The organism is Amycolatopsis sp. NPDC003865 (assembly GCF_053605345.1).
In genome coordinates, this window is the sequence record NZ_JBSGJA010000020.1 from 187,883 (window position 1) to 212,723 (window position 24,841).

At 66.5% G+C, this 24,841-nt stretch carries 22 protein-coding genes and 1 pseudogene; 13 read left to right on the forward strand and 10 right to left on the reverse strand.

Going from position 1 to position 24,841, the window contains the following annotated elements; all coding sequences use genetic code 11:
* Positions 1–50: 50 nt before the first annotated feature.
* Both ACWEVP_RS37675 and ACWEVP_RS37680 read right to left on the reverse strand, forming a co-directional pair.
* The gene (locus ACWEVP_RS37675; RefSeq protein WP_452067350.1) at positions 51–761 is read right to left on the reverse strand and encodes a hypothetical protein; all 711 of its coding nucleotides are present in this window, start codon (positions 759–761) and stop codon (positions 51–53) included.
* A gap of 613 nt (positions 762–1,374) precedes the next feature.
* Complete coding sequence (locus ACWEVP_RS37680; RefSeq protein ID WP_452067351.1) at positions 1,375–1,908, reverse strand: ATP-binding protein; 534 nt, start codon at positions 1,906–1,908, stop codon at positions 1,375–1,377.
* Positions 1,909–2,159: 251 nt separating this feature from the next.
* Here ACWEVP_RS37680 and ACWEVP_RS37685 point away from each other — a divergent pair, with 251 nt between their 5' ends.
* Positions 2,160–3,992, forward strand: a complete 1,833-nt coding sequence (locus tag ACWEVP_RS37685) for a hypothetical protein (RefSeq protein WP_452067352.1) — start codon at positions 2,160–2,162, stop codon at positions 3,990–3,992.
* Positions 3,993–4,231: 239 nt separating this feature from the next.
* Here the strand turns inward: ACWEVP_RS37685 and ACWEVP_RS37690 are convergent, their stop codons facing one another.
* The gene (locus ACWEVP_RS37690) at positions 4,232–4,414 is read right to left on the reverse strand and encodes a hypothetical protein (RefSeq protein ID WP_452067353.1); all 183 of its coding nucleotides are present in this window, start codon (positions 4,412–4,414) and stop codon (positions 4,232–4,234) included.
* A 145-nt stretch (positions 4,415–4,559) separates the two neighbouring features.
* On the opposite strand from ACWEVP_RS37690, the pseudogene ACWEVP_RS37695 reads away from it, so the two are divergent.
* Positions 4,560–4,658: pseudogene (locus ACWEVP_RS37695) on the forward strand (NUDIX hydrolase); the annotation flags it as partial.
* 17 nt (positions 4,659–4,675) lie between these two features.
* A complete protein-coding gene (locus ACWEVP_RS37700; protein ID WP_452067354.1) occupies positions 4,676–5,074 on the forward strand; it encodes an NUDIX domain-containing protein in 399 nt (132 codons plus the stop codon).
* A 575-nt stretch (positions 5,075–5,649) separates the two neighbouring features.
* On the opposite strand, the gene ACWEVP_RS37705 is transcribed toward ACWEVP_RS37700, so the two are convergent.
* Positions 5,650–6,357, reverse strand: a complete 708-nt coding sequence (locus ACWEVP_RS37705) for a hypothetical protein (RefSeq protein WP_452067355.1) — start codon at positions 6,355–6,357, stop codon at positions 5,650–5,652.
* A 317-nt stretch (positions 6,358–6,674) separates the two neighbouring features.
* Between ACWEVP_RS37705 and ACWEVP_RS37710 the strand changes: the two genes are divergently transcribed.
* The gene (locus ACWEVP_RS37710) at positions 6,675–7,136 is read left to right on the forward strand and encodes a VOC family protein (protein ID WP_452067356.1); all 462 of its coding nucleotides are present in this window, start codon (positions 6,675–6,677) and stop codon (positions 7,134–7,136) included.
* A 147-nt stretch (positions 7,137–7,283) separates the two neighbouring features.
* Positions 7,284–7,571, forward strand: coding sequence for a hypothetical protein (locus ACWEVP_RS37715; RefSeq protein ID WP_452067357.1), 288 nt, complete (start codon positions 7,284–7,286; stop codon positions 7,569–7,571).
* A 12-nt stretch (positions 7,572–7,583) separates the two neighbouring features.
* Here the strand turns inward: ACWEVP_RS37715 and ACWEVP_RS37720 are convergent, their stop codons facing one another.
* On the reverse strand, positions 7,584–7,796 hold the full coding sequence (locus tag ACWEVP_RS37720) for a hypothetical protein (protein ID WP_452067358.1): 213 nt from the start codon (positions 7,794–7,796) through the stop codon (positions 7,584–7,586).
* A gap of 471 nt (positions 7,797–8,267) precedes the next feature.
* Between ACWEVP_RS37720 and ACWEVP_RS37725 the strand changes: the two genes are divergently transcribed.
* The 7 genes from ACWEVP_RS37725 to ACWEVP_RS37755 all read left to right on the forward strand — a co-directional run bounded on the left by ACWEVP_RS37725 (position 8,268) and on the right by ACWEVP_RS37755 (position 19,427).
* Positions 8,268–10,214, forward strand: coding sequence for an SIR2 family protein (locus ACWEVP_RS37725; RefSeq protein ID WP_452067359.1), 1,947 nt, complete (start codon positions 8,268–8,270; stop codon positions 10,212–10,214).
* Between the two features lie 513 nt (positions 10,215–10,727).
* Positions 10,728–12,272 carry a thiamine pyrophosphate-dependent enzyme gene (locus ACWEVP_RS37730; protein WP_452067360.1) on the forward strand — a complete coding sequence of 515 codons (1,545 nt, stop codon included), beginning with the start codon at positions 10,728–10,730 and terminating at the stop codon, positions 12,270–12,272.
* Entirely contained in the window at positions 12,269–13,384 is a 1,116-nt protein-coding gene (locus tag ACWEVP_RS37735) for a mannose-1-phosphate guanylyltransferase (protein WP_452067361.1), read from the forward strand. The genes ACWEVP_RS37730 and ACWEVP_RS37735 overlap by 4 nt, the downstream gene beginning before the upstream one ends.
* A gap of 30 nt (positions 13,385–13,414) precedes the next feature.
* Positions 13,415–15,223 carry a hypothetical protein gene (locus ACWEVP_RS37740; protein WP_452067362.1) on the forward strand — a complete coding sequence of 603 codons (1,809 nt, stop codon included), beginning with the start codon at positions 13,415–13,417 and terminating at the stop codon, positions 15,221–15,223.
* Entirely contained in the window at positions 15,220–17,109 is a 1,890-nt protein-coding gene (locus tag ACWEVP_RS37745; RefSeq protein WP_452067363.1) for an SIR2 family protein, read from the forward strand. The genes ACWEVP_RS37740 and ACWEVP_RS37745 overlap by 4 nt, the downstream gene beginning before the upstream one ends.
* 133 nt (positions 17,110–17,242) lie before the next feature.
* Entirely contained in the window at positions 17,243–17,416 is a 174-nt protein-coding gene (locus tag ACWEVP_RS37750) for a hypothetical protein (protein ID WP_452067364.1), read from the forward strand.
* Positions 17,406–19,427, forward strand: coding sequence for an SIR2 family protein (locus ACWEVP_RS37755; protein ID WP_452067365.1), 2,022 nt, complete (start codon positions 17,406–17,408; stop codon positions 19,425–19,427). The genes ACWEVP_RS37750 and ACWEVP_RS37755 overlap by 11 nt, the downstream gene beginning before the upstream one ends.
* A 57-nt stretch (positions 19,428–19,484) precedes the next feature.
* Here ACWEVP_RS37755 and ACWEVP_RS37760 read toward each other — a convergent pair whose 3' ends face one another.
* The 5 genes from ACWEVP_RS37760 to ACWEVP_RS37780 all read right to left on the reverse strand — a co-directional run bounded on the left by ACWEVP_RS37760 (position 19,485) and on the right by ACWEVP_RS37780 (position 24,200).
* Positions 19,485–20,267 (reverse strand): hypothetical protein, encoded by a 783-nt coding sequence (locus tag ACWEVP_RS37760; protein ID WP_452067366.1) that lies wholly within the window; start codon positions 20,265–20,267, stop codon positions 19,485–19,487.
* Positions 20,268–20,273: 6 nt separating this feature from the next.
* A complete protein-coding gene (locus tag ACWEVP_RS37765; RefSeq protein ID WP_452067367.1) occupies positions 20,274–21,620 on the reverse strand; it encodes a hypothetical protein in 1,347 nt (448 codons plus the stop codon).
* A complete protein-coding gene (locus tag ACWEVP_RS37770) occupies positions 21,617–22,807 on the reverse strand; it encodes an OmpA family protein (RefSeq protein WP_452067388.1) in 1,191 nt (396 codons plus the stop codon). The genes ACWEVP_RS37765 and ACWEVP_RS37770 overlap by 4 nt, the downstream gene beginning before the upstream one ends.
* Before the next feature lie 174 nt (positions 22,808–22,981).
* Positions 22,982–23,710 (reverse strand): NUDIX hydrolase, encoded by a 729-nt coding sequence (locus ACWEVP_RS37775; RefSeq protein WP_452067368.1) that lies wholly within the window; start codon positions 23,708–23,710, stop codon positions 22,982–22,984.
* Between the two features lie 100 nt (positions 23,711–23,810).
* Positions 23,811–24,200 (reverse strand): hypothetical protein, encoded by a 390-nt coding sequence (locus ACWEVP_RS37780; RefSeq protein WP_452067369.1) that lies wholly within the window; start codon positions 24,198–24,200, stop codon positions 23,811–23,813.
* Between the two features lie 91 nt (positions 24,201–24,291).
* On the opposite strand from ACWEVP_RS37780, the gene ACWEVP_RS37785 reads away from it, so the two are divergent.
* Positions 24,292–24,837, forward strand: a complete 546-nt coding sequence (locus ACWEVP_RS37785) for a hypothetical protein (protein ID WP_452067370.1) — start codon at positions 24,292–24,294, stop codon at positions 24,835–24,837.
* Positions 24,838–24,841: the final 4 nt, after the last annotated feature.

The window sequence follows — 24,841 nt, forward strand, 5'->3', positions numbered from 1 at the left end:
CCGGGACGGGCTGGGCGACAACGGTGAGCGCCTCAACCTCGTGCTGCGGTTCATCCGGCGACCTCGGTCAGCCGTCCGCCGACGCGGGGCTGGCCGGCCGCGATGGCGCCGCCGGGGCCTGGCAGCTGCACGGGGTGGGCCTGTGGCCGTGCTGCGGCACCGCGGCCGCGGCTGGTCACCACGACGTCGCGGACCTTCAAATGACCGAACCCGTCATCGGTCATGCCGTGCCATCGACGCCTCGAGACGTCGAGTTCGAGGTCCGCTCCTGGCCATGGCCCGGCGGTGAGCAGGACGGCGCCCCGGTTGCGGACGCGCCCGGCCAGCCGGCGGGCGACCTGCGGCTGAGTCGCGCGGGCGAGGACGGGGCCGAGGACCACCAGGTCGAAGCCGTCGATCAGCGCCGAGACCACCGCGATGGCCTCGGCGCCAGGATTAGGAACCAGGGCGAGCCGATCGAGCTCGACGCCCAGTTCGGCGGCTGCGGCCACCCCGAGTTCCGGCAGGCCGGCGACCGCCGCCCACGACCCTTCGCGGGTAGCTTCAGCCAGCAGCGCAAGGATCAGGGCCGTCGAGCCGGACACTGACACGGCGGTGCCGCGACGCAGCCCGCCGCCCGGGAGGATCTCGGCCAGGACGGGCGTCACCGGCAGCATCCCGGCCGGAGCCGAGGCGGCCTCGGAGTCGGGGGCACCCAGCTGGGCAGCCGTACGGACACCAGGGATCGCCGCGAGCCCGGCCACCGCCTCCGGTACCGCCACCACGCACCTCCAGCACCACGAACACGCACCGGAGACACCCGCGTGGGGAAGCCGCGAGCGAACCCGAACACTCATCGAACACTTGTTCGGATAGTGCGAGACTGGGCGGGCGCTGTCAAGTTGAGGGGACGGACCCCGCTTCGCCACTTCGTCAGAGCCCCGGCGTTCCGGAGGGGTCGACGACGCAGGCCAGCGCGCCGAGGGGGAGGGAGCGCGCCGGCCTGCAACGACGACCGTAGCCCGCCGGGTGCCGGTTTCGCGCGGTCGTCGACACTCGGGATTTCGGAAAGGAACAGCCGGTGTCTGCCATCAGCCGCCGAGGTCGGTGATGACCGTCTTCGTCTCCATGTGGTTGCTGAACACCGCAATGCCCATCTCCCGGACCGGGCAAGGGCTCCTTAACGTCGGCCAACACCAGCGGCCGAGCGTGCCTGAAGTTCGGGTATGCCACGGCAGCCGATGTGGACGAAGCCGCTGAGCTGGCCGACCGCTACCACCTGGCCGCGCCCGTGTGCACCGCGCTCATCCTCGCTGTTGGATCCCGGCTCGGCAGCGGCACCGGACGCTGCCGGCACAGCGGTGGTGGTTCACGAGCAGGACGTTGATCCTACACTCACTGAGGCTTCGCCCTGTGCCTGCCCACGCATCTGTCCGGACTGCTATGCGGTTTGTTCGGCTGATGTCGTTTTCCTGCAGGCGTCCGGACTCCTGAAGGACACGGGAGCCGGTCTTCACCACCGCACGACACCTCCGCCCACACGGTCTTCGTGCAGGCGACGGGATCGTCGAAAACACCCCACGCCTCCGACAGCGACCGAACGACCAGCATTCCCCGGCCACCACGCTGGCCGAGCTGCGGCGGCACGATCACGGGCCGGACGACGGAACGGTCATCGACCTCGATCCGAACCCGGCACCCCACCGCGTCGTGACTCATGCGCAACGTAGCGGCACCACCAGCGTGGCCGTAGGCGTTGGTCACCAGTTCCGTAGCCACGATGATCACCCCGCGGCGATGGGCTCCGGCGACCTCGCCGAGATGGTCCGCGATCCAGGCGCGCACACTGCGCATCGTTTCGGCGGCTGTGCTCTCCGGGGCGATGGTCCACGTCAGCGGGGCGTGGCGCCGGCGCTCCGCACCGGACATGACCACACACCACCTTCGCGGATCCCGCCTTCGCTGCCGGTCACAGCCTAGGTCAACGACCGGGCATCAGGCGCTCGTACCGTTCACCCGACCGAGCGTCAAGAACGTCTCGCGCTAACGTCGGACGGCTCTGAACTCCCGCGAAGTCAAGGAGCGACCAGACATCAGCATGCCCTTCGGCATATTGCCGTAACGGCGCCCCATGCACCAACGACTCATGTCGTGCCCGCGGCCGACGAGGAGTCGATCGAATGAGAACTATCACACGCGCGGTCGCGACCGCAGTCAGCGCGTTCATGGCGATCACCGTAGCCGCGTCGTCAGCCGATCACCCCCTGCCTCTAGGACAAGAGTCGACTCTGCCGACGGTCTATACGCCAGGGACGGGATTCGCCGAAGCTTCAATAATCGCACTAAAGAGCAACATACCACCGGACAACTTGTCCGCGGTCTCCACGACACTGAGTCCAGTCTACGATATCAAGCCAAAGCGTGTCACCTCGGATACTTCTGTGGTTTTTCCTGTCGCGGCCGCCGATCTAAATAAGGTAGGCACATATCGGCCATCGACGACAAACCTTTTCATCTCAATGTACGAACCGTCCTTGGAGATGTGGATTCCTTTAGATACAAGCTACAATCCAGAATCCAGGACGATCAGCGCGATCGCGCCACACTTCAGCCTCTTCCGCAAGGACATAGTTTCGAAGGCTCTGAACATTGCAGCAAATGGCATCAAGACAGCAGCCAGTGAAATTACCGGCCTGCTGGCGCTGGGAAAACTGGAACTCGATGCACTAAGGAATGCCGCAAATGAAGCATTCTTTCCGCGCCAGCAGAGTGCCGAATGCCAGACGAAACAGAATGATGATTACAAAGTAACGCCGCAACCACCTAAGGTACACGGGTGCGTAGCAACCGAATCTTCAACCAGATTACTTCTTGAGAATCACTACCACCTCCCGTTTGACGTGATCAGCCCAAGCGGAACGACTCCGCAACCGCCGTGGTCTACGTTCAAAAATCTGGACCAGGTGATTCCAGCTTGGCTTCAATACGCTGTCGGCCACACCTACCTGCCACCCCTGGGAATTTCGTCCACAGGACTCAGCACCACCTTGACCAATCAGCCAGAATGGCACGCGGCGATCACCCCTGACGCCGAGGCGATCGCCATGAACGTAATTCTGGCATTACTCAGCGTACTACCCGAGGGCGCTAAATTCGAACACGAGGTCACGGAGCTGCGAGTCGAAATATTCGCCAACGCAAAAGACGAGTTGACACTCATCGCAACAATGCGAACGTATATCGAAAGAGAGCGCATCGCTGGTCCCGGATCCATACTTCGCGGCGAAGAACCCATCAATTTCTTCGACTTCTTCCAGAGTATTCTGACCTGTGCGCACAGCACAGGGAAGCTGACCAGTGTTCTGCAAGAAAATCCGGAAGAAGGACTAAAAGAGGTATACTCCACTGCGCGCGACTGCCTTAACACCAGCTTAAAAGCCGTCGGCGATCAACTCAAGGAGAATTTCAGCGCCGCGATCAGCGCATTGAACGCGATTCCAGACCTATATAACGCAGCCCGCGAAACCGGCCAACTCGCCGAACTTACTCATGATTCGTTAGCTTTCAGCGACGTCGATGTCAGACACATCACCTGGTCAGAGACAAACTGGGAAAGTCTCACCCGGGATGCATTGGGTTGCCTCCCCAGCACCGGCGAGCTATGGGACGTAATTCGCCCGGCCATTCAGTTCGTTGACCTGACCGGAGATGGCGTGAAGGACGCGATTGTCGACGCGGCATGCCCAACCGACACGTCATCGAATCCCAGTTGGGCGTTGGTTTACGACGGAGCTACCGCGGGTCCCCATCCGCAACTTCTGTTCGCTGCGGGGAAAAACGATGACTTCCGGACGACGACGCTGACGTTCGGCACGCGCTCGTTCACCATTTCTGGGGAGGCCGTCAGCGACACCGGCGTCCAAGCCAGCCCGGACATCATGTTGACCGAGACCTATGCGTGGAACGGGTCCACCTTCATCCAGACAGCGAAGCGCCAGAGCCCGCTCCGCTGAGTTGGTTCAGCGTGGTGGAACCGCATTTGCGGAAAGGCCAGCCCGGAAGCCCTCCATCTGCGTTGCTCTTAGGCTTGCACTGCGCGTGTCAACATGGCGGTCACGCAACTGCCCTACTCGCCGCCGGGACACCGCGCGGAGTGACGTAGGACGCGGCGATGCTGGCGGACAGAGAAGACTAGTTCGCACGAGGACGCGCCTCACTCTCCTGATGAGCCCTCGCGGTCACCCGAAGCGTCTTACACCAGCGACTCCAACGCCTTGACCATCGCCGGCATCACGGCGGGAACCGTGCCGGGTTTCCAGGTCGACGCCTCGAGCGACTTGGCCTTCGCCGCCTCACCGCCGGGTATGTTCGCCAACTCGGCGGTATACGCCTGTAGTGCGCCGAGAACCGACGGCGTCTGCTTCGCGGTACCCATGTCATATCCGAGGCTCAAGTGCTTCAGCCCCGACCAGTGCCGCTGATAACGTCCGACCCGGCCGCGGACCGCGAGGCAACGCTGTTCTGACCCACGGGTGCTCGTGCCCGGCCGAACCATGCCGCCGAGCACGAGGACCCACCGGATGACCGTCGCCAGCGAACCGGCCCTACGGGTCGGCGCCCGCGTCCTGCTCCTCAACCGCGACGACGAAGTCCTGCTCATCCACGCCCGCGACCCGGACAACCCCGATCACCACTGGTGGGAGCTGCCCGGCGGCGGCCAGGACCCCGGCGAGAGAAGCTCGAGGACGCCGCTCCGCGCGAGGACGCCGCTCGGCGCGAGATCGCCGAGGAGACCGGCCTGGTCCTGGACGAGATCGGCCGCAAGCTCTGGACCCACGAGAGCCGCTTTACCTATCGCGGTCGCGACCATCACCGCCTCGACCACGTCTACCTCGCTCGCACCGACGACGACGCGCCGCAGGTCGCCGTCCGCTACACCGCCAACGAACGCGCCGGCCTGATCGAGCGCCGCTGGTGGTCGGCCGCTGCGGTCTCGACCTGCCGCGACAATCTCCTGCCCGCCGAGCTGCCGGATCTTCTGCAGGCTGTGCTCGACGATCGCTTCTCGCTCGCTCCCCTGGCACTCATCGCCTGATTCCGCGCCTCCGACGTGGGCACACGGCGGACCGGCCCGGCGCATGGCGATCCGGGCACGGAAAGACTGCGCCACCGGGCCATCCGGCAGCGGAGCCGTCCACCGATACGACGGCGTCCGAGCCACCGCAGTCCCCACCAACGTGCGACCCGAAACCTAGGCGCCGGTATTCCGCGGCGACGTGGACGTAGTCGAGGGTCGCCGTCCGGCACTTCCCGCACGGGCTCGCCGTCACCGAGCCGACCTCGGTGCCGTCCAGGTGGAGTGCGATTCGACCGGCCAGCGTTCCCGCGGCCGGTGGATGAGCGACCAGGACGAGCCCGCCGGTCGGCGCCCCCGTCGGACGGGTGCTGGACGGTGACGTCGAGGAGCGCCCACTCTGCGAGGCGCCGAGCCTCCGGCTCGCACGCTTCCTGACCGCGGCACACCTCGCACAGCCAGCCGTGCAGCCGGTAGCGCTGACTGAACGGCGCGAGCTTGTCGTAGAGATCCAGGGTGAGCCAGTGGCCACGCAAACACCTCTTCACCTCCGTGCCCGCTGGCCGGACCGGGACCAGCCCCGCTCGACGGGTGCATCATCCAGCGACCTCACGCAGTCCATGGCCGGCCGACTCCTCGCCGGCGGCGACGGCGCCGCCGGGGCCCGGAAGCCGCGGGGCGAGGGTGCTCGGGCGCGCCGCGGCGCCGCGGCCACGGCGAGTCGCGACGACGTCACGGAACTCCAGGTGGCCGAAGCCGTCATCGGTGAGACCGCGCCACCGGCGGTTCGACACGCTCAGCTCAACGTCCGCGCCCGGCCACGCACCGGCGGCCAGCAGCACCGCACCTCGGTTGCGGACCCGTCCGGCCAGCCGACGCGCTAGCGGCGCCTGCATGCCGCGAGCAATCGCCGGGCCGAGCACGACCAGGTCGAACCCGTCGATCAGCGCCGACAGCACGGCGGCGACCTCAGCCCCGGCGTCGGAAATGAGCGCGAGCGACTCCAGCTCGACGCCCAGCTCGGCGGCGGCTACCACGCCCACCTCGGGCATACCGGCGATCGCTGCCCACGATCCCTCCCGGGTCGCCTCGGCGAGCAACGCCAATACCAGCGCGGTCGAACCGAAACCGACACGGCTGTGCCGCGTCGCAGAACCGTCTAGCACCAGCTTGGCCAGCGCGGGCGTTACCGGCAGCGACCCGACGGACGGCGAGGGATCCGGGCTCGGCTCGCCGAGCTGTGCGGCTGTGCGGACGCCGGGGATCGCCGCGAGCCCGGCAATCGCTTCCGGTACCGCCACCATGCACCTCCAGCACCACGAACACGCACCGGAGACGCCCACGAGGGGAAGCCACGAGCGAACCCGAACCAATCGAACATTTGTTCGGATCCTGCGAGACGGCATGGCCGCTGTCAAGCCGAGCGGCCGAGGTCACCCTGCGATGGAGGCACTCCCAGCGCTGGTCCGAGTCGGCGCACACGCTCTGGTCGCCGCGGGAGCCATCGGCGGTCGGGGTCCGCGATCGACTTTCTCTAGTTCACGAAGCAATCAAGGACCGTTCCTGTCCGCTTCCGGTGGCAAGGTGGCAACGTCAGCTCGACGACCAACGGAGAACCCCGATGAGCCGACACGTCCAGGTCACGTTCGACGCCCACGACCCGCGAGCGCTCTCTGCGTTCTGGCGCGAGGTGCTGGACTACGTCCACCCGGCGCCACCCGGAGTCGAACTGCCCGAGGGCGCCGACCCGTTCGCCGCGTGGGACGAGTTCCTCGAGCGGGCCGGTGTGCCGGAAGACCAGCGCACCAGCAGCTCCGCGGTCGAAGACCCCGACGGCCGGGGCCCCCGCCTGTACTTCCAGCAGGTCCCGGAAGACAAGACCGCGAAAAACCGGGTCCACCTCGACGTCCGGGCCGCCCCCGGCCTGCAGGGCGCCGAGCGGATGGCGGCGCTCGAAGCGGAGTGCCAACGGCTGATCGCCCTCGGCGCCACCCGGGTACGCCGCTTCGAGCCCGAACCGCCGCTCAGCGCCGGGTTCATCGTGATGACCGACCCCGAAGGCAACGAGTTCTGCCTGGATTGACAGCAAAACGGTGACCCGAACTACGCCAACATGGCGCGGCTCACGGCAGGAAGGTGTAACCGGCCTCGGCGTTCCAGCGATCAATCACGTACCGGTGAAGCAGTCCGCCGAATGCATTCGTAGGCACGTCGCGGGAGGCACACCGTGATGAACGATCGTTCACGCCGGGTGCTGGTGCAGGTCGAACACCGCACCGTCACCCTCCGCCATACCTCGGCGTCTTCCGCTGACCCGCAGCCGGGACAGCGCATCGACGAGCTGTCCTATCCCGGGATCCTCGTGTCGCACCTTCAAGACGGCGTCGTGGACCACGAGGTATGGCTGCCGATGGGCGAGACGCCGACCCTAACCGACGACGAAGCCCTGATCGCCGCACTGCACACGGCGATGCGCTGGAACCGGGGCGAGCTCCCCGAACACCTCAGGATCACCTAGCTGCCCGTGAGTTCACCGCTCGCTGCGGCGCTTCTCGTTGCCGACGTCCTTGTCCTTGGCCTTCCCGGCGATCTTGCCGCTCCGGACACCCGGACCACCGTCCGGGCCCGGCCGGCCACGGTCCGGCGAAGCGAACGCGACGACCCTCGGCGCCGCCGGGGCCCCGGTCCGCGGCGAGGCCGCCATGACGTCGACCGCCGTCCGCGTCGTCGAGCCGGCGGGCACCGTGGTGGACGGTACGGATTTGTTGCGCCGCGGATGATCCGGACGGCGTGCTCCCGGCAACGTCCGGCCTGGCCAGCGCCACCGCGAGGACAGCCGCCGCGGCCACCGGCTGCGGTCGCCGCCCGCCGACGTCGCATCGGTGCAGCAACCAGCACCGAGCAGGACGTCGTGGCGACGACGCGCTCGCACAGCAGCTGTCGGATCTCCTCGGCGGCCGGACGCTCCCCCGGCTCGAAGGCGGTCATCCGGCTCACCGTGAGCGCGAGCGATCCCGGCGCGTCGGCCGGAATCCGAGTTGCCAGTTCAGCCGCGCCATCACCGATTCCGCCGAGTAGCCGAAGAAGGATCGTGGTTTGGGCCAAGGCGGTGCATAGTGGATTCATGCCACGCCTCCCGCCCGGAGCGACCGTATTATGCGGCGCTGGCGCGTCTGGATACTCACGCCTTCCCAGCGGCGCAAAACTCGCATTGTTGGCGTTCAACGAGGTTGCGCGCGGAACCGGTGTATATCCCCCCGCGGCCATCGATGCGGTCGCACAGCAGCTCGACAACGATGAGTTACGCCTTGAAGTGCTCCTTGACCTGATGGCCCGTGAGGTGCCCGCACGGACCCTAGCCGGGGTGTACTCGGTTCTAAAGGGCGCGAAGCCGACACGGCCACACAACATCCTGGTGCGGCTCGGAGTCCCCATCGTGACAACCAATCAGGACGAGTTGATCGAACTCGCTACACCAGCCAATCACGTTGTCGATGTGCTGCATCTACACGGTCAAGCCTCGGATCTTGACTCGGTGATGACGATGCTCAGCCAGTACGTTGAGGGGCTGCCACAGCCTATCGCCGATGCATTCGCCACGTTGGTGACAGGTCGGCATGTGGTGGTGTACGGCTACAGCGGCCGAGATCGCGACATCATGCCCTTCCTCTATCACGCGCACCGGATCACCTGGCTCCAATACCGACGCTGGCCGGATCCCGCACCGCTGTTCCCGGAAGCACAACTCTTGAAAGATCGGCTGCGAGCCCGTATGCGGGTGATCGAGCTTCCCGAGCCAGCAGAGTGGCTATTCGATCGACTACCGGCCGGCCGCCGCCGCGAGGTCGACAACCTAAGCGCAGCCGCCTTGCCAATCAGCTTCGTAGCTGCGCTATCAACAGCCGCGCGGACAGCGTTCGATGCGGTCTCGCTACGCGATCGCCGCTTGGCACTTGCTCGGGTACTGGTGCACTGCAACGAAGCCGAGTACGCCTACAACGGCTTGCGCAAATGCGTGCGGTCCTGGCCACAAGACGCCCGGGTCGTCCTCCGCATGGCCGCCACCGCAGAGGTTGTCCAACGCCGACCAGAAGCGTTACGTCGGTATGCGCGCGCCACTTTGTTGACAGTCGACCCAGTGTTACGGGCCTCAGCACTACTTGGGCGGGCACACGTCAACGCTAATGGCAGTGACCACGCCACCGCACTTGACGAACTGAAGCACGCGATGAACGCCGCGCAACGGATCTCCGATCCACACGTGCGGCGCAGGCTGCTCACTCGCATCACGAATCTGCGAGCCCGCATCCACGCCATGACAAACCACGAGGCGCAGGCGGCCCGCGACTATCGCCACGCAGCGGACCTCGCGGAGCGCAATAATGATCTTGACGGCAAGGTGACCGCCAAGATCTTCGGCAGTGACGCTCTCCACAGTCGCGGCCGCTATCTAGAAGCCCTTGACCAGTTGTCGGAAGTGATGGAGGACAACGCGACGTACGGCCGTCCGCAGACCAGGATGTGGGCGCTGTTCTACCGTGGTCTGACTTTGTGTTCGATGGGTCGACTCAAAACCGGAATGGGTGACCTGCATGCCTGCCGCGATGAGGCGCTGCGAACCGACAACCGTCAGGCCATGGCCTGGGCCGAGGTCGCCATCGCCAGCTACGTCCGAAGATCCAACGTTGCCTTGGCGGAACAACACCTGACCGCCTGCAGGGCGGCGATCAAGAAGCATGGCCTGCCGTTGACCGTCTGTGACGTGCGACTGGAATGGGAGTACGCCGAACTCGCGCGGGCACGGGGCGAGTGGAGCGAGGCTCTCGATCGTCTCGACGCTCTGGACTCTCGCCTTCGCGACCCGGGACTCGGGATGGCAATGCCGTATATGCCACCCCATCTGGTGGCTGTCCGAGGCGAAATCGCTCGCGAGCGTGGTGACGCCGGCGCCGCAGACCTACTCCGGGACGCGCGAAGAACTTTCCGAGCAGGAGGTTGGCGGCACAGTGCCGTGCGCATGGAGGTCGCACTGTGGCTGCTTCGGGGCCGCACTCGCCCGCCCGCCTCACTAGTTGATCGCTGCAGTCGCTACGGGTACGGCAACGAAACCCGACGGCTTCACAGCCGCGCCAAGACCTACTATCCGCTACACAGCTGGTGAGATCAGCCTCATATGAACGCGTCACCGGGGGAGAGCTGAGGGGGACTGAAGCTGCTGTCGCGTTACGGCACAGAGTGAGAGCCTCGGTCACGGGCCTTCAAACCGGTCATCGTAATTCGGTCGGTGAGATGTACCCGGTCTCGGGTTGTCGGCGGCGCAGGTGCCTTGTAGGCCGTAGTGCGGCGGAACGTCGCGATTGCTCCTCACCAAACTCCGCGCGGTTCGGGCCGACGGTCAGCTGTGCCTGCACTCACAGTCCGCGCGAGCGGCGCTCGACGTCGCGCGGTCGTCACCGACTTCACGTCGGCAGTCATGGACGCAGGTTGACTACCAGCCTGGCACCTCGTCGGCTTGCCCAGGAAGCCTCGCCAGCGTGACTGCTGGTTACCCCACGGTAGATTAGTGTCATGCTTGACACAAACGTTCCCTAGGCTTACCGTCTCCGCATGACGCTCTATAGCGTCAGCCTGACGATAAGATCGTCGACCGGTCGAGTCCTGGAAGGGGCACGCCATGACCGCAACCGAGCCAGCCCTCCACCGCGCACCTGCTTCCACGAGCCGCGACACGTGTTACGACCTGGCATACGTCCTCGACCAGCAGATCGACCGGGTCGTCGCCGTGGCAGGATCCCCGGTCACTCATGTGGCCGAGTTGCTGGCCGCCCGAAAGGCCGCCAGCTTCGAGTGGGCGATCAACGAGAAGGCCGCCGCCGAGACCGCGATCGGCCTCGCCGCCGCGGGCTGCCGTTCGTGCCTGATCACCAAGCACAACGGACTCGACCTCGCCCTCGATCCGCTGATGAACGCCGCGGTGCACACCATAGGCGCGGGACTGATCATCATCTCCGGTGACGACCCCGACGCGGCGGGCTCCACCTGCGTCCAGGACTCGAGACTGGTCGCACAGCTGGCCGGGCTCCCAGCCTTCGAGCCGGCCCTGGACGGTGACGTCGACTACCTGGTCCGCGCCGCCGTAGAACTGTCCGAGAGCGCGAGCATCCCGGCCCTAGTGAAGATCACCACCCGGATGCACGAGCACTGCGCCACTATCGCCGCACCACCCTCGCCCACACGCCGGACCCGGACGATCCACTACTTGTCGGGGCCCCGCCTCGACAGGCACACCGCGCACGGCCTCACCAAACTGGGACGTCATCAGCGACACCGGCTCATCGCACAGCCTCTCGCCGAGGCGGTGTTCGCGCAGCCCGGCATTGTCTCCGCAACCTGCACCTCACCGTGTAGAACCGCTGTGATCGCCGCGGGTGCCGCGGCTGAAGCCGTACCTACAGGCGCCTGCTGCCGGATGGTGGTACGAGCGAGCGTCCCCGTCCCCGAGGCTGTGCTCGACTTCGCCGACCGGCACGAACAGACGTTGGTGATCGAAGAACCGGCACCTGTGCTGGAGAACTGGTTGCGGGCGCGAGTCAGCCGACGGGAGGTGCTGCTCGGACGCGCCACCGGGCACGTCAAACCGGAAGGACTGATCTCGGCGCCCGAGGTTGAGCACGTCCTGCGCACACACCGGGCCAGCTCGTGGACGCAGATCGAGCGCAAGCCGGACGTGGTCCTCACCCCGGGACCATGGGAAACCCTCCTCGACGCCGTGGCTCGCCTGCACCGGGCGGGCGCCTTCGTGGCCGCCGACGTCGGTTCGTCAGTCCGGCTGTGCTATCCGCCCTACAACGCCGCCGACGTAGCGCTATGTCTCGGTTCGGCGATCACGGTCGCAGGTGGCGCCGCGCGCACAGGACGCCGCGCCATCGCCGTCACCGGCGACTTCGCGCTCCTGCACACCGGGCTCGAAGGCCTGCTTAGCACCGCCCACCTGCAGCTTCCGCTGCTGGTGATCGTGCTCGCCAACGGAACCCAAGCGAAGACGGGCGGTCAGCCGCTGCCCGCGGCCGACATCCCCGCCCTCGTCCAGGCCTGCGGGATCACCACCATCGACCAGTGGGCACTCGGCTCTCTCAACGTGAAGGCAACCGAAGCCCGCCTGTCCTCGCTGATCTCGACGGGACTTCCGGCCGCGGCGATCGTCAGCTCGCACCCGTGACCGGAGAGGAGAACACCGTGGGGCTAGCCGCTACAGTCGAAGGCCAGTTGCACGTGTTGATCCCGGCCGGGGGTAGCGGCACCCGGCTCTGGCCGGTGAGCAGGGAGGGCACCCCGAAATTTCTGCTCGATGTAGGCACCGGTGAACCTCTGTTGCTGGACGCGGTTCGGCGAGCGCTCGCCGTCACCGCACCCGACCGGATTCATATCGTGACATCGGCAGGCTACGTCGAGCAAACCCGCGAGATCACCCGGCCGCTCGGCGTGGTGTCCGTGATCTGTGAGCCGGAGGCCCGGGATACGTGCGCAGCGATCGCGCTGGGCTCGCACATTATCGCCCTCGGCGACCCCGACGCGGTCGTGGTGTCGACGCCTGCAGACCAGTTCGTACCCAATGACGGTCCGTGGCGCCGGGCGATCACGGCGCTGATCAACGCCGCCGACGACGACCGGCTCGCCTGCCTCGGCATCGTACCGACCCGACCCGACACTGGCTTCGGCTACATGTATGTCGCGGCCGATGATATTAATGTGGGCCACCCCTGTGCCGTCACGTCATTCCACGAAAAGCCGGATGCCGTGACCGCTACGTCGTACCTCAAAGGGAAACGCCACCTCTGGAATTCCGGGATCATGGCGTGGCGGGCCGCGGCATTCGGGGAGCTGGTGGCCCGGTGCGCCCCCGCTGTCAGTGAGGCCGTGCACCAAGTCGCGGCTCGCGGGCACGCCGACGACCAGGCGTTGCGTGCGTGGCGCCGGGCGCCCCGCGCGCCGATCGAGCCCGTCCTGCTCGAACCGGCAGCCACGTCCGGGCGGCTCAATGCCGTACCGGCTGCGCTGGACTGGCGCGACCTCGGCAGCTGGACCGCCGTCGCCGACATGCACGCCGCCGGCGGCAAACAGGACCGGCTGGTCCTCGCCCACGAAGCACACAACTGTTCGGTCACGAAGACGAAGGGGCGACACGCACGCCGTTACGTCTTGGTCGGAGTGCGCGATCTGGTCGTCGTCGACTGCGAGGACGTCGTCATGATCATGCACAGAGGTGCGGCGCAGGACGTGAAGAAAGTGATCGGCGAGCTGACCGCACGAGGGTGGGCGGACCTCACCTGACAACGCCCACCCGAGACGCACGGAGGTGCCGTGAACGTACAGCAATTGATGGACGAATTCGCGAGCGTGAACCCGCAGGATGTGACCGTGCTCAGTGGCGCAGGCCTGTCGGTGGAGGGCCCCTCCTCGCTGCCCACCGGCGAGGAACTGACGAAGCGCGTGTTCGACGCCTTCTTCCTCCCCGGCACGCTGAAGACGATCCGCAGCAAGCACGCCGCCGTGGGCTGGTTCGAGCAGCCATTGTGCCCGTCGCTCGCACCCGAGCGGAAGTCTCGACTGCCCCGGCTCGAGACCGTTCTGGGCGTGGCAGCACGGATCCACGGCCCGGAGGCGATCGATCGCAGCACCGCCGACATGGCCGTCGCCGAGCCCAACCGACTGCACCGCTTCTTCGCCCAGCACCTCGACCGTGGCGGCGGTCACCTGACCGCGAACTTCGACGAGTGCATCGAACGGGCTGCCGCGGCTACAGGAGCGAACTGGGCGAACAGCGACCTCCTTCACTTCCATGGATCGGTCGGCGGCGCCGGCACGCTCGGCGCAACACTCGAGCGCATCGAACGAGGTTTCTCCCCCGATCTGGCGCACAAGTTTCTCGCACTGCTCACCCGGCGACCGATGCTGCTCGTGGCCGGCTACAGCGGCAGCGACTTCTTCGACGTCAACACAGTGATCGCCGGGCTTCCGCCGCGCTCGCTGCGCGGGCTGCGCGTGGTCTGGCTGCTACACAGCGACCACGACCCGCATCTTCTGCCGATTCACTCGCTGGCCCCGGACGAACCGACCTTGTCCATCTTCGACATCCTGCTGAGGCAAGGAGCCGACCTGTCAGTGGTCTGCGCGCCCACGGATTTCCTGCTGGGTCAGCTTGCCCGCCGTTGGCAGTTCACCCCGCTCGGCAGTCCGCTGGGGCGCAGCCCGAAGGATCCGCGCATCGACGTGGACCACAACCTCCTGCCAGTCACGACGTTCGCCCTGTACCTGGATGTCGGCCTATTCGGAGAGGTGTCGTCGCTGGGCCAGGAAGCGGCTCCGCTTATGCCAGCCGACGAAGTTCGTTCGGCGACAAGCGCCGCCCTATGGGAAGCGGGCCGCTGGAACGATGTCCGCAGGCTTTGGCGGCGGGTCAGACCGAGGACGGATACAACACGACTGGAACGGATCGGCGCGAGCCTGTGGGTGCAAGGCCGGCTGCTGCCGGCCTTCGCCTGGCTCACCTGGCACCGCCGCCGAGCTTCGGGAGACGCGCGCCAAGTGCTCGCCGAAACCGAGGGCAGGGTGCTCGAACATATGCTCCGCACGCCCGACCTGCGCTGGCTGGCCCGTCGTTTCGTTCACGGCGTCCTCGGCGAACTCGGACAGACCGATCAGACGATCGGGGTCACCCTGTACCGGCGGCGAACCGATCTCGCGAGCAGCCTCGGCAGCACCGTGGGCGGTGAACGCGAACCGCACCACGCAATGATGTCCAGCGAATGGTTCGGTCAGGCTGGCAATGTCCTAGCCTGGGTCACCTACCAGCACCGGCGACTACGCGACTCATACCGTGACACAGACTCCGCGCAGGAACTCGGCGACCGGTACTCGGTATTGCGCGAGTGGTACCAGGCCGTCGGCTCGAAGGCGGGCGGGATCCGTACCCACCTGCTGCCCGGCGCGCACCGGGTGTTCCCGACGTCCGAAGTCCTGACCGGGGTGTTCGATTTGCAATACGGCTGGTGGCAGCGGTTCCGTATTGTCGCGCGCCACGCCGTGAAACGAGAACTGTGGCTGCGTAGGGCTGGCCAGTCGCCCCAGCCAGCAAGGGCCAGGGCGACGAGCGAGGCGAGCGTCGGATGAAGGACCTGACCACAACCGAAGCCGTACGGTGGCTGCAGTCGGACGAACCGACCCTGATCGTCGCCGGTGCAGGTATATCGATGGGAGCACCGACCAACGCACCCGGTGTAGCATCGTTCCTGGCTGGAACCACGACACTGCTCGAAGAGGCGGCAGAATACGTGCCTCGGGACCGGTCATACCGGCGACGCCTGTTCCCCGAAGCGTGTTATGGCGCCATCGGGGAGGCTTACGGCACCGACTCTCATCTCAGGATCTGGGAATCTTTAGGGCCCGAAGTGGCCGATCAGGTGGGAGCGGTGCCGGCAGTGGGGCACCGGGTGATCATGCGGCTGGCGCAGCGCAATGGCTGGCCCGTGCTGACCACCAACTTCGACTGCTTCCTTGAGACCGCCGCAAGGGCGCTCACCATCGATTTCGACCTTCGCATCCCTCAGCCGTGGCATCACGAACTCGACCTCACATCGTCCGCGGGCCGGGCGATCATGGTCAAGCTCCACGGCACCGCGACCGAATACGGGACAGTGAAGGCGACCGCAGCAGACCTGTCCCGGTGTTCGATCATCCTCGAGAACATGCGGCTGCGTCCGCAGCCCCGCCGGATCCTGATCGCCGGGTACAGCGGGCGGGACTTCGACCTGTTCCCCTGGTTAACCGGCACGATGGCCGACTGTGAAGTGCTCTGGGTGGACCGCAGCTTCGCTGGCGCGAACGGCCACACGCATCGCGCCGGAACTGTGCCGGGCGTCCTGACGTGGACCGGCAGCTGGAATGACCTCGCGCGCGAGATCGCCGAACCATCGGACCTCGCCCACCCGGCAGGCCGCCCCGACGGTGACATCGCACGTGACTTCCGGCAAGCGGTCACCGATGCCGTAGACGAACACGTTGCAACCCTGTTGACCCGGCGCGATGGCCGAGCTGTGGCAGCATTTACCGGCGTCCTCGCATCCACTGGCGCACATCGCGACGTCGCCGAACTCCTTGCCCGCGTGGACGACATCACCAGCCGGAGCGTCCGGATCCAAACGCTACTGTGGGGTGCGCATGCGAATTCGTCCCTCGACCGGTTCGGCACGGCGCTGGTGATCGCCCGGCGAGCCCGGACACTGGCTTGGCGCACGCTCTCCTTCTACAGCGCGGGGCGTGCGGCGATCGCCGTCAGCTACGCCCACGTGGCCAACCACTGGCTGTCGGTGCTGCCGGGGGGCCCGCGCGCGCGGCGGGACCAAGTGAAGAAGGTCTTGGCTCTGGCCCACGTGCCCCTCGTCACCGCGCTATATGCACCGTTAGGACTGTGGTCGATCATACGGATCACGCGGAGCGCGGGTATCCCGGTCACCGCTCAATACCGGTTTGCCTCCGACTACCTGGAGCACCTTATTCGGCTGATGGCGTTGCTGGAACGACTCCGCGGGAAGCTCCCAACCGCTGGCTCTCTGCTCGACTCAGGATGGCAGCAAATCCAGCACAACTGCGTTCGGATCGGCTACACGACCGGCGTGTTCAACGTGTCGAAATACCTGTCCCGTCAACAGACAGGCGTCGGCGGCCCCGAAGGCACGTTGGCCCGAGCCCTCGCGATCGGCGATCTCCTGGGCGAAACACTCGCCCGGCGCGACATCGGCTCGTCACTGGCGGCACGCAGCCGACAGGAACCGGACACCGCCCAAGCCCACCGAGAGGGGGCTGCCACACAGCTGAAACTGGCGCTGCGGACAGCGCTGCACCTCGGCTGCCCGTCCTTGGTACTCAAGATCCTCCTGCAGCTCAAAGAAGTGGGTGTCCCATGCAGCAGTCCAGCCGGGGTCGCGCGACTGATCGACCGGACCGAGTGCACTGCGATCATCCGGGACAAAGCCCGGATCATCGCCGCACTCACCTGACTTCCCGCCACCAAAAGTGAGAACGACGTAACAGGCGACGACCACCCATCGACTCTGCGGACACACCTTTACCAGTGATACAAGGAAAGGCCCACCGATGTCGTGGTTGTTTCCCGTGATCTACGTACTAGGCATGATCGTGGTGTCGGAGATTCTGCGACGCAAGGCAGGCATCAGGCATGGAAGAAGGATCCCCATCCTCGGCCCGAACGGCGTCGGTATCAAGTGGTTCGGCGTGTCGATCGTGAAGACGCTCTTCTGGCCGGTCACGGTCGGGGTGTGGACGGTGTGCGCTGTTGCCCGGTGAGCACGGGCGACGGACGTTCCTCGTCGGCGCGGGCGCGAGTGTCGTCCCGCCTGCTGGGCTTCCGCTGTTCTTCGCGCTGCGCAGCTACCTGATCGAGCAACTGAACCTGCCGTCGGAGGCCGTGGACGGCGCGACGCAACTGGCACCGGAAACCTTCATGCGAGCGCTGTACGAGGGCGGACTGCCCCTCGAACTCTGGCTCACTCGCACGTTGCGCCAAGGGCATCCGAACGCCGTGCACACGGTCCTGGCGACCGCGCTAGCATCCGGGGACCAGGTCTGGACAGTAAACGTCGACGAACTCATCGAAGCAGCGTCGCCAGTGGCTCTCAAGGTCGCCGCGTACGACGACGAGGTCCCGGACGTGGACGCCACACTGCTCAAACCACACGGCACGGTCAGCAACGGGCGGTACATTTTCCGGTCCGACCAGGTCGTGCGGCCTTTGCCGACCGGCTGGGCTCACCGGCTCGTCGACGACTGCGCAGGCCGCGACGTAGTCGTGATCGGGTACGCGGGGCTCGACGTCGACCTCCGGCTCGTCTTGGACGATGCGCTGGCGGGTGCGAACACGATCACCTGGTTTGCGACCACCGGTGACCGCGAAGGTCTCATCCGACGGTTTCCGATTCTCGACCGCGACAACACCTTCCACGGCGAGAAAAGCCCCGACTCACTCAGTCCTGCCTTTCTGGACTGGGCAGACGCCGAAGGGCTGACCGGAAACGTCACGCCTTACCAGCGAGAGGCCGTGACGCGGCGCGATGACCGGCAGCCCGCGCACCTGGAAGGCGACACCCGGCTGGCGCGCGCGATGCTGCTGGAACGCATCGGCGATCGCCCTGGCGCCCGGGCAGGTCTGCTCGAGATCCTGCTGCCCCGGCTGACCGCGCAACGACAGCGACTAAAGGCCGCTGCGGCGCGGCTGCGCACCATCGAGCTGTACGGCGAAGCTCCATGGACGAAGCCGTTCCTCACCGTCGCGGGCAGCAAGCTCGCCTGGATTTTGCCCTTCGCCCTGCGCAGGCGACTGGACCGCGTCGACGTCACTCTCCTCAGTAGCTCTCACGGACTACACGCCGAAGCTCGCGCCCGAGCCCATCGCGCGCTCGACAAACACGACCCGGCAATCCTGCTCGGAACAGCGAAGGCCGCGCGGTTCACCGGTGATCTGCCGGGAGCGATCGCGGACGCGTCCAAAGCGGCCGAGTTGGCTCGCGCGAGCGGAGACGTCGACCTGCTCGCCCACGCATTGTTCGAACGAGCCTTCGCCCACATGTGGGCGGGAGAACTAGCCATAGCCCGCATGCTGGTGCGCGACCTGCACTCGGGCATCGACGGCCTGGCCGGCGTGCGCTGGATCGCTTGGGCCTGCTGGCACCAGGCCTGCCTGCACCTTTACGACAACCGCCCCGACAAGGCGATCGCGGAGTTGCAACGTGCGGAAAGCTTGTTCGAGGTCGACGGGATACCCGCCGGCCAGGCGGCGGCGATCACCGTGCAGCTCACCGCGCGACGGATGCTGGGCGACGCGAGCGAATTCGAGCAGCTGCACCGGGACAAACTCGCGAGCCTGCGTGGCACCACCGGTTGGACGGCGTACACCGAAGCCTCGATCGGTCTGGAGCTGGCGGAGTGGGCTCGCACGCACGGCGAGCCAGCACGAGCCGTCGAGCTCTACCACGGGATCGTCGGCTCGTCTCCTGACGAGCCGGTGCACCGAACGTTCGCGCTGCTGGGGCTCGCCGAACTCGAGCGGGCGGCCGGACGGGACAACATCGCGCTCGCCGACGAGGTGCGTGACATCCTCTGCGATCACCCGATGGCCTACATCGAAGCGCACTTGGTCGTCACCGACTACCTGGCCGGACGGGTAGACTCGGCGGTGGGACTGGCGCGCATCGCGGCCGCAGCGCCGGATCTCACGACTCGCACCGGCGCTCCCGCATCCGATCCGTCGGACTACTGCCTCGGCAAGCACCCCGAGCTGCACGAGATCTATCTGCCGTGAGCAACTCCCGCAGAACCGGGTGAGGCCGAGGATCCGATCGGCCTCACGTCTCGTCCGTCAGGTCGCCGGCGCGAGCGCCGAGACCAGTTCCTGGCGGGTCAGGTCGGCGATCGTCCGTCCAATCGTCAGAGCCGTCTCCCCCGCGTTGAGACCGTCGAAGCGGATCGGCCGTGCGCTGGGGAACGCCTGCGACCATTCGCCCGGCACCTGGATCTTGGTGCCGGGCACGAGGAACCGCACCTCGCGCACCCCGGCGCCTCGAAGCAGCGAGATGCCCTCGGCCGGCGTCGCCGGCAGGTCCGAAAGTTGCGCGTCCGAGAACAGGATCAGGACGGTGTCGCACGGCTGCTTCACCGCCGGAAACTCCTTGATCCGGCCGAGCAGCGGGCGCAGCAGTGTGGCTTGGCCGTCGGGGACGGCGTTTGCGGCGGGCAGGGCGCTGTGCGCGACCGGCACCGGCGGCAGGCGGGTCTTCGCCTCGAACGCGAAGTCCACGATCGCGATCTGGTCGTCGTCTCGCAGCGTGTCCGGTTTCGCCGCCCACTGCTGCAGTTGAGACAGGGCGGCGTCACGGGCGGTCGCGAATTCCGCCATCGAGCCGGAGACGTCCATGCCGATCGCCAGGCGCAGGCAGGCCGCGTCACGTGGGCCTACAAGGACAGAGGACAACAGGTCCGGAGGCGAAGCAGCTGGTCCGCGGTCGCGAAACAACTGCCACCCGCCGAGCCCCAGCAGGCATAACACGATCAGGGGTACGGCAAGCATGCGCCACCTGCCGGGGCTCCGTGCGAAACGAGGGGAACGCGCTAGGTCCGTGGTCGGCGCCAGCAATCCGGACATGACCGATCAGCTCGCCTTCAGCGCCGGTTCACCGGACCACTGTCCACCCTGCCCGCCGCCGGGTTCGTCCTGGTGCAGTGCGTCCCACAGGTCCTGCAGCTCGGCTGCGAGGATCTCGGCGTCCCACGGGCGGTGGGTGTGCAAAGCATCTGCGGCGTCCTCCAAGGACCGTGAGGGCACGAGCACGCCCGTCGTGCCGAGCAGACGCGGTGCTCGCGGGTCGGGCAGCCGCAGCAGGCTGCGCAATCGGACGCCGTGAACCGGTCGTGGAGCGGCGATCAGGCCCTCACCGGCGTCGGGCAGCGTCCGCGTCGTGTGGGGGTCGCCGTGTTCAGCTTCACTCCTGGCCAACAGCCCTCCCCCCAGCGCCACGATGCGGGCGTTCTGGTCGCGGTGGTACTGGATACGCAAGCGGAGCGTGAGCCACACCGCCAGGTGCTTCTCGTTCGCCTTGACCAGCTTGTCACGCAGCTTCTCGAACTCCTCGGCGCGCAGACGGTACTGGTCACGGACCTCCGAGACCAGGTAGGTCCGCACCACCACGTCGGCTGTCAGGGCACCGGCGAAGATCGTCGCCATGGGCCATGCGGGGATCGACATGGACCCGACGCTCACCGCAGCGTCGTCATATCGGTGCAGTACCAGCAGGAAGGTGGCCAGGAGCAGGACCCCGAACACCGCCGGCCCGACAACTGCGCCCCGGTGCCTACGCCGACTGATGCCCGCGTAATCCATCACCCACCGGTGCGCGAGCGCACCCGCCAGCCGCGCGCCCAGCAGCGTCACCGCCGGCAGGAAGAGGGCGACCGCGACCGCCCCGAGGCGTGCGGGGTCCGCCCATCCCGCCTTCCGGTCCAGGTCACTGGTGAAAGCGAGATACCAGAAGAAAACTTCGACCAGGGTCAAGACGATCTCGAACACGAGCAGGCCGCGCGCGGACACGAGGCCGCGGTTGCGGTCGTACATTTCGCCAGTCTCGTCCTCGTGCCGCATGTGCTCGGTCTGGGGTCGGCCGGGGAGCCGGTGGACCCGCCACTGCGGGTGGTCACGCAACATGCCGAGCGCGTGCCAGTAGCGCGCACTGCGATGCGCGGCGCTGACGAGTTCGACCATCAGACCGCGCAACTTCCGCCCCGCCCGCTGGTCTTCCTTCGCCAAAGTGTTAATCACTTCGACGGTGACGGACACCTCGTCGCTGTACAACTCGTCGGAGCGCGGGTGCGCGTTGCGGACGTTGTCGCGCCTTCGCCGGTGCCCGGCTTCGAGCAGCCTGCCGAGGCCACTCTCCACCTCGGTCCCGGTCCGCCGTCCGAGCATCGAGGCGAGCCCCCGGGACAGCCATCTCGTCTTCATCGACCACACTCCTTCGCGTTCACAGTGATCTCCACGCGGCGGTTAACCGCCGCTGCCGGCGTTTGAGCGTCTTTGAGCCGTTTGGACCCGAGCCCGATGGGCGCGAGCCGCGACCGCTCGATGCCCATTCCGGTAAGCGCCGCGGCCACTTCCTCGGCCCGGTTATCGGACAGCCGCTGTCTCCCCGGCTCGTCGCCGACGGCGGCGGTGTGCCCTTCGATCAAGGCCGATGTGCCCGGGCGCTGCCGCAGGTCATCGGCGATCTCGCGAAGCACCTCGTCGGCACCCGGCAGCAGTTTCGCGCTATCGGCGGGGAAGAGCAGCGAAGCGGGGATGGACTTGCTGGCCCCGCACGCCGACGGCACGGTCTCGACCTCGGGGACAGCCAGCGGATCGGCCGGGAGGTGCTCCGGTGCAGGCGCCCGCTTGCCCATCTGGCTGTCGAAATCCACGGTTGCCCCTGCCTTGACCAGCACCGCCGTCCAGAGTGCAGTGAGGTTGGTGCGCGCGGGCTGCGGCAACGCTAGCTCGGATTCACCAGCCCCGGCCCAGATGATCTTGCGGCCTTTGAGCTCCGGAGTCAGGTTCTTTCCGGCGAGAAGGTCGTCTGCTAGGGGCCCGGGTGGCGTGTCAAAGCCGAGCACGTTGAGGTCGAACGGCCCGACGTTGTTCAGACCGTCCGAGACCACGAGCAGCGTCGACGGGTTCTGCCTCGCCGCGACCGCAATCGCGTCCAAGATGGCGCTACCCGGTGCCGTCGGCTGCATCTGCTCGTCGCGAGCCCACAGCTCAACGCAGTTCAGAACGATTGGCCGAGCACGGTCCGCGGTGGGGCTGTCCACGCCAGGGTGGGGTTCCAGCGCGATCTTTTTCACAACGGCGGGCTGCTTGCCAGCCCCGTCGACTGCGATGAGCGCCAGCGCATCGCCGCGGCTCTGGGCGTGCTGGAGTTCAGTCACCGTCCGGGGTGGGAGGTCGCCAGCGGCCGTGGACGCACTGTTGTCGACCACCAGCGCGGTCAAGCCGCGGTCAGTGGGGACGGCGACGGATTCGACCTTCGCGCAGTCCGGGGACACCGCCTCCCCCTGCCCGTCCCCGCACGCGACGGCGATCAGGCTGATGCTGGCGAACAGCGCGGCGATCGCGCAGATCAGCCATCTCTTGAGAGTTCTCTGCCGAGATTGCATGTGCACTCGCAAATGCTGAACGGAGCGGGTCTGGCCTGCAACGCAGAGCGCCGCACCAAGCCGAGCCCAACACTCCTGGCGACCATGCGTACGCCACGACGCACGCTCGGATGACTCCATGACCGTACGCATCCGAGCGACTATGTGTCAACTATGACTAATAAGCTGTGTTCCCTACCTCCGCGCCACGAGCGACCCTCGCAAGATCGGACTAGCCAGAACGGAAACCTTCCCTGCTGCCCGATAGAGCTCTGCCGGGCGGCCAAGCGCTCCACCTGAGCTTCTAGTGCGCCCAGTCGGCACGATGAACTCGGTCGCGTTCCTGACCTTCCGATGAAAGTTCGCCCGATCTAGCGGCACGCCCCATACGACTTCGTACACCTCACGCAGATCACCGATAGTGAACTCTTCATCACAGAAGGCAGTTGCGATGGTCGTGTACTGCAGCTTGTCTCGCGCCTGGTCTACGGAATCCCGAAGGATCCTGTCGTGATCAAACGCCAGAGCCTCACCGCCACCCAGCTTCGACAGCGGGACCCAGCCGGCATCTTTTACGTCTGAACCCTGCGCGGGCACCGGGATCGGAAGATTCGGCGCTATAGCCAAAAACGCGCAGGAAACTACGGAGCCGCGCGGATCCCGATCAGAGGCGGAGTAGACGCCGACCTGTTCCAACGCAACGAGACCATCCGGCATCCCGGTCTCTTCGACAAGCTCGCGTATCGCTGCATCCTCGATACTCTCCCCCTGGCGCCGGAACCCCCCGGGCAGCGCTCGCTCGTTCTGGAACGGTTCGATACCGCGGACGACCAGCAAGACGTGGAGCTCTCCCTTCCGGATGGTCAGGATGACAAGGTCGGCCGCAAACGCCGACATGAAGCACTCAGGAGGCAAACCGATCACTACTGAACAGTAGCTCAACCGGCAAGCTTCTTGTCGTGATTGACTTGATGTCTCATCTTGCGAGTTGCGACTACCGAACAGGCCAGACAAGGGCGAGACCTCAAGCCAAGTCGTCGCGGTCGCCGAGGCCTTCCGTGCCCCTGTTGAAGGGCCGCCGCCGGAGTACTCGCACGCGTTCGACGGGATCGAGTCGGTGGTCGCCCGCGCCGTCACCGGGAATCGCGACTTCATCGTGGAGAAGGATCGCGTCACCCCGGTGCCGGCCGGTGACGGTAAGGCGAAGAACCAGCTCGGCGCGCCGATGGACACCCTGCAGCAGCGCCTCACCCGGGAACGTACCTTCACCACCCAGCTGTTCAACAAGGACGGCTCCGCCACCGTCGTGCCCGGCCAACCGCGCGCCACTGCGGCGGTCAGCCCCGACGAATGCCTCGAGATCGACACCGGGGAACCGAACTTCCAGCACAGACCGGTTCTCCAGCTGCCGCACCTACGGGTTCGGCATCGGCCGACCCGAGGACGGCTCGCCGACCTTCCTGGTCACCACCGCCTACACCGCAGCCACCGACGGCACCCAAGGCGTGCGCGCCGACATCCTCATCCACGACGGCCAGGTCGAAGGCAACCCGCCGCCGGAGTGGTACGGCACCCAGGTCGGCATCCAGGTCATGTGCAGCGCCATCAGCACCAGCTGCTCCACCTCGAACATGACCCTCAAAACCATGGGCGAATGGATCACCGGCGAACACCGCTTCTGGCAGACCATCACCCCCAGCGGCACCACCACCGCCCGCGACGGCAAAGCCTTCTACGAAGTCGGCCAGACCTTCTACGACCCAGTCACCAACACCCGCCCCGTCAACGACCGCACCGACTTCTTCCGCTGCGACACCGCCAGCTACATCCCCGGCGCCACCCAAGGCTGCGTCTTCACCGCCCGCACACCCGTCCTCAACATGGGCGCCGCCCGGTCCAAGTACTCCGACATCGTCGACCACATCGCCGCCGCCCAGTACCACCCGGAAACCACCAAACCCGGCACCTTCACCCCGCCACTGGATGACCCCAACCCGGCTGGCCTCGGGCATTGGACAATCACCGTCTTCCCCGAAGAAGGCGCCGCATAGCTCG

Excerpts from the sequence above, each read along its gene's own strand:
- ACWEVP_RS37680 (WP_452067351.1), bottom strand. The coding sequence starts at position 1,908 with ATGTCCGGTGCGGAGCGCCGGCGCCACGCCCCGCTGACGTGGACCATC.
- ACWEVP_RS37685 (WP_452067352.1), top strand. The coding sequence starts at position 2,160 with ATGAGAACTATCACACGCGCGGTCGCGACCGCAGTCAGCGCGTTCATG.
- ACWEVP_RS37690 (WP_452067353.1), bottom strand. The coding sequence starts at position 4,414 with ATGGGTACCGCGAAGCAGACGCCGTCGGTTCTCGGCGCACTACAGGCG.
- ACWEVP_RS37705 (WP_452067355.1), bottom strand. The coding sequence starts at position 6,357 with ATGGTGGCGGTACCGGAAGCGATTGCCGGGCTCGCGGCGATCCCCGGC.
- ACWEVP_RS37710 (WP_452067356.1), top strand. The coding sequence starts at position 6,675 with ATGAGCCGACACGTCCAGGTCACGTTCGACGCCCACGACCCGCGAGCG.
- ACWEVP_RS37715 (WP_452067357.1), top strand. The coding sequence starts at position 7,284 with ATGAACGATCGTTCACGCCGGGTGCTGGTGCAGGTCGAACACCGCACC.
- ACWEVP_RS37730 (WP_452067360.1), top strand. The coding sequence starts at position 10,728 with ATGACCGCAACCGAGCCAGCCCTCCACCGCGCACCTGCTTCCACGAGC.
- ACWEVP_RS37745 (WP_452067363.1), top strand. The coding sequence starts at position 15,220 with ATGAAGGACCTGACCACAACCGAAGCCGTACGGTGGCTGCAGTCGGAC.
- ACWEVP_RS37750 (WP_452067364.1), top strand. The coding sequence starts at position 17,243 with ATGATCGTGGTGTCGGAGATTCTGCGACGCAAGGCAGGCATCAGGCAT.
- ACWEVP_RS37760 (WP_452067366.1), bottom strand. The coding sequence starts at position 20,267 with ATGTCCGGATTGCTGGCGCCGACCACGGACCTAGCGCGTTCCCCTCGT.
- ACWEVP_RS37765 (WP_452067367.1), bottom strand. The coding sequence starts at position 21,620 with ATGAAGACGAGATGGCTGTCCCGGGGGCTCGCCTCGATGCTCGGACGG.
- ACWEVP_RS37770 (WP_452067388.1), bottom strand. The coding sequence starts at position 22,807 with ATGCAATCTCGGCAGAGAACTCTCAAGAGATGGCTGATCTGCGCGATC.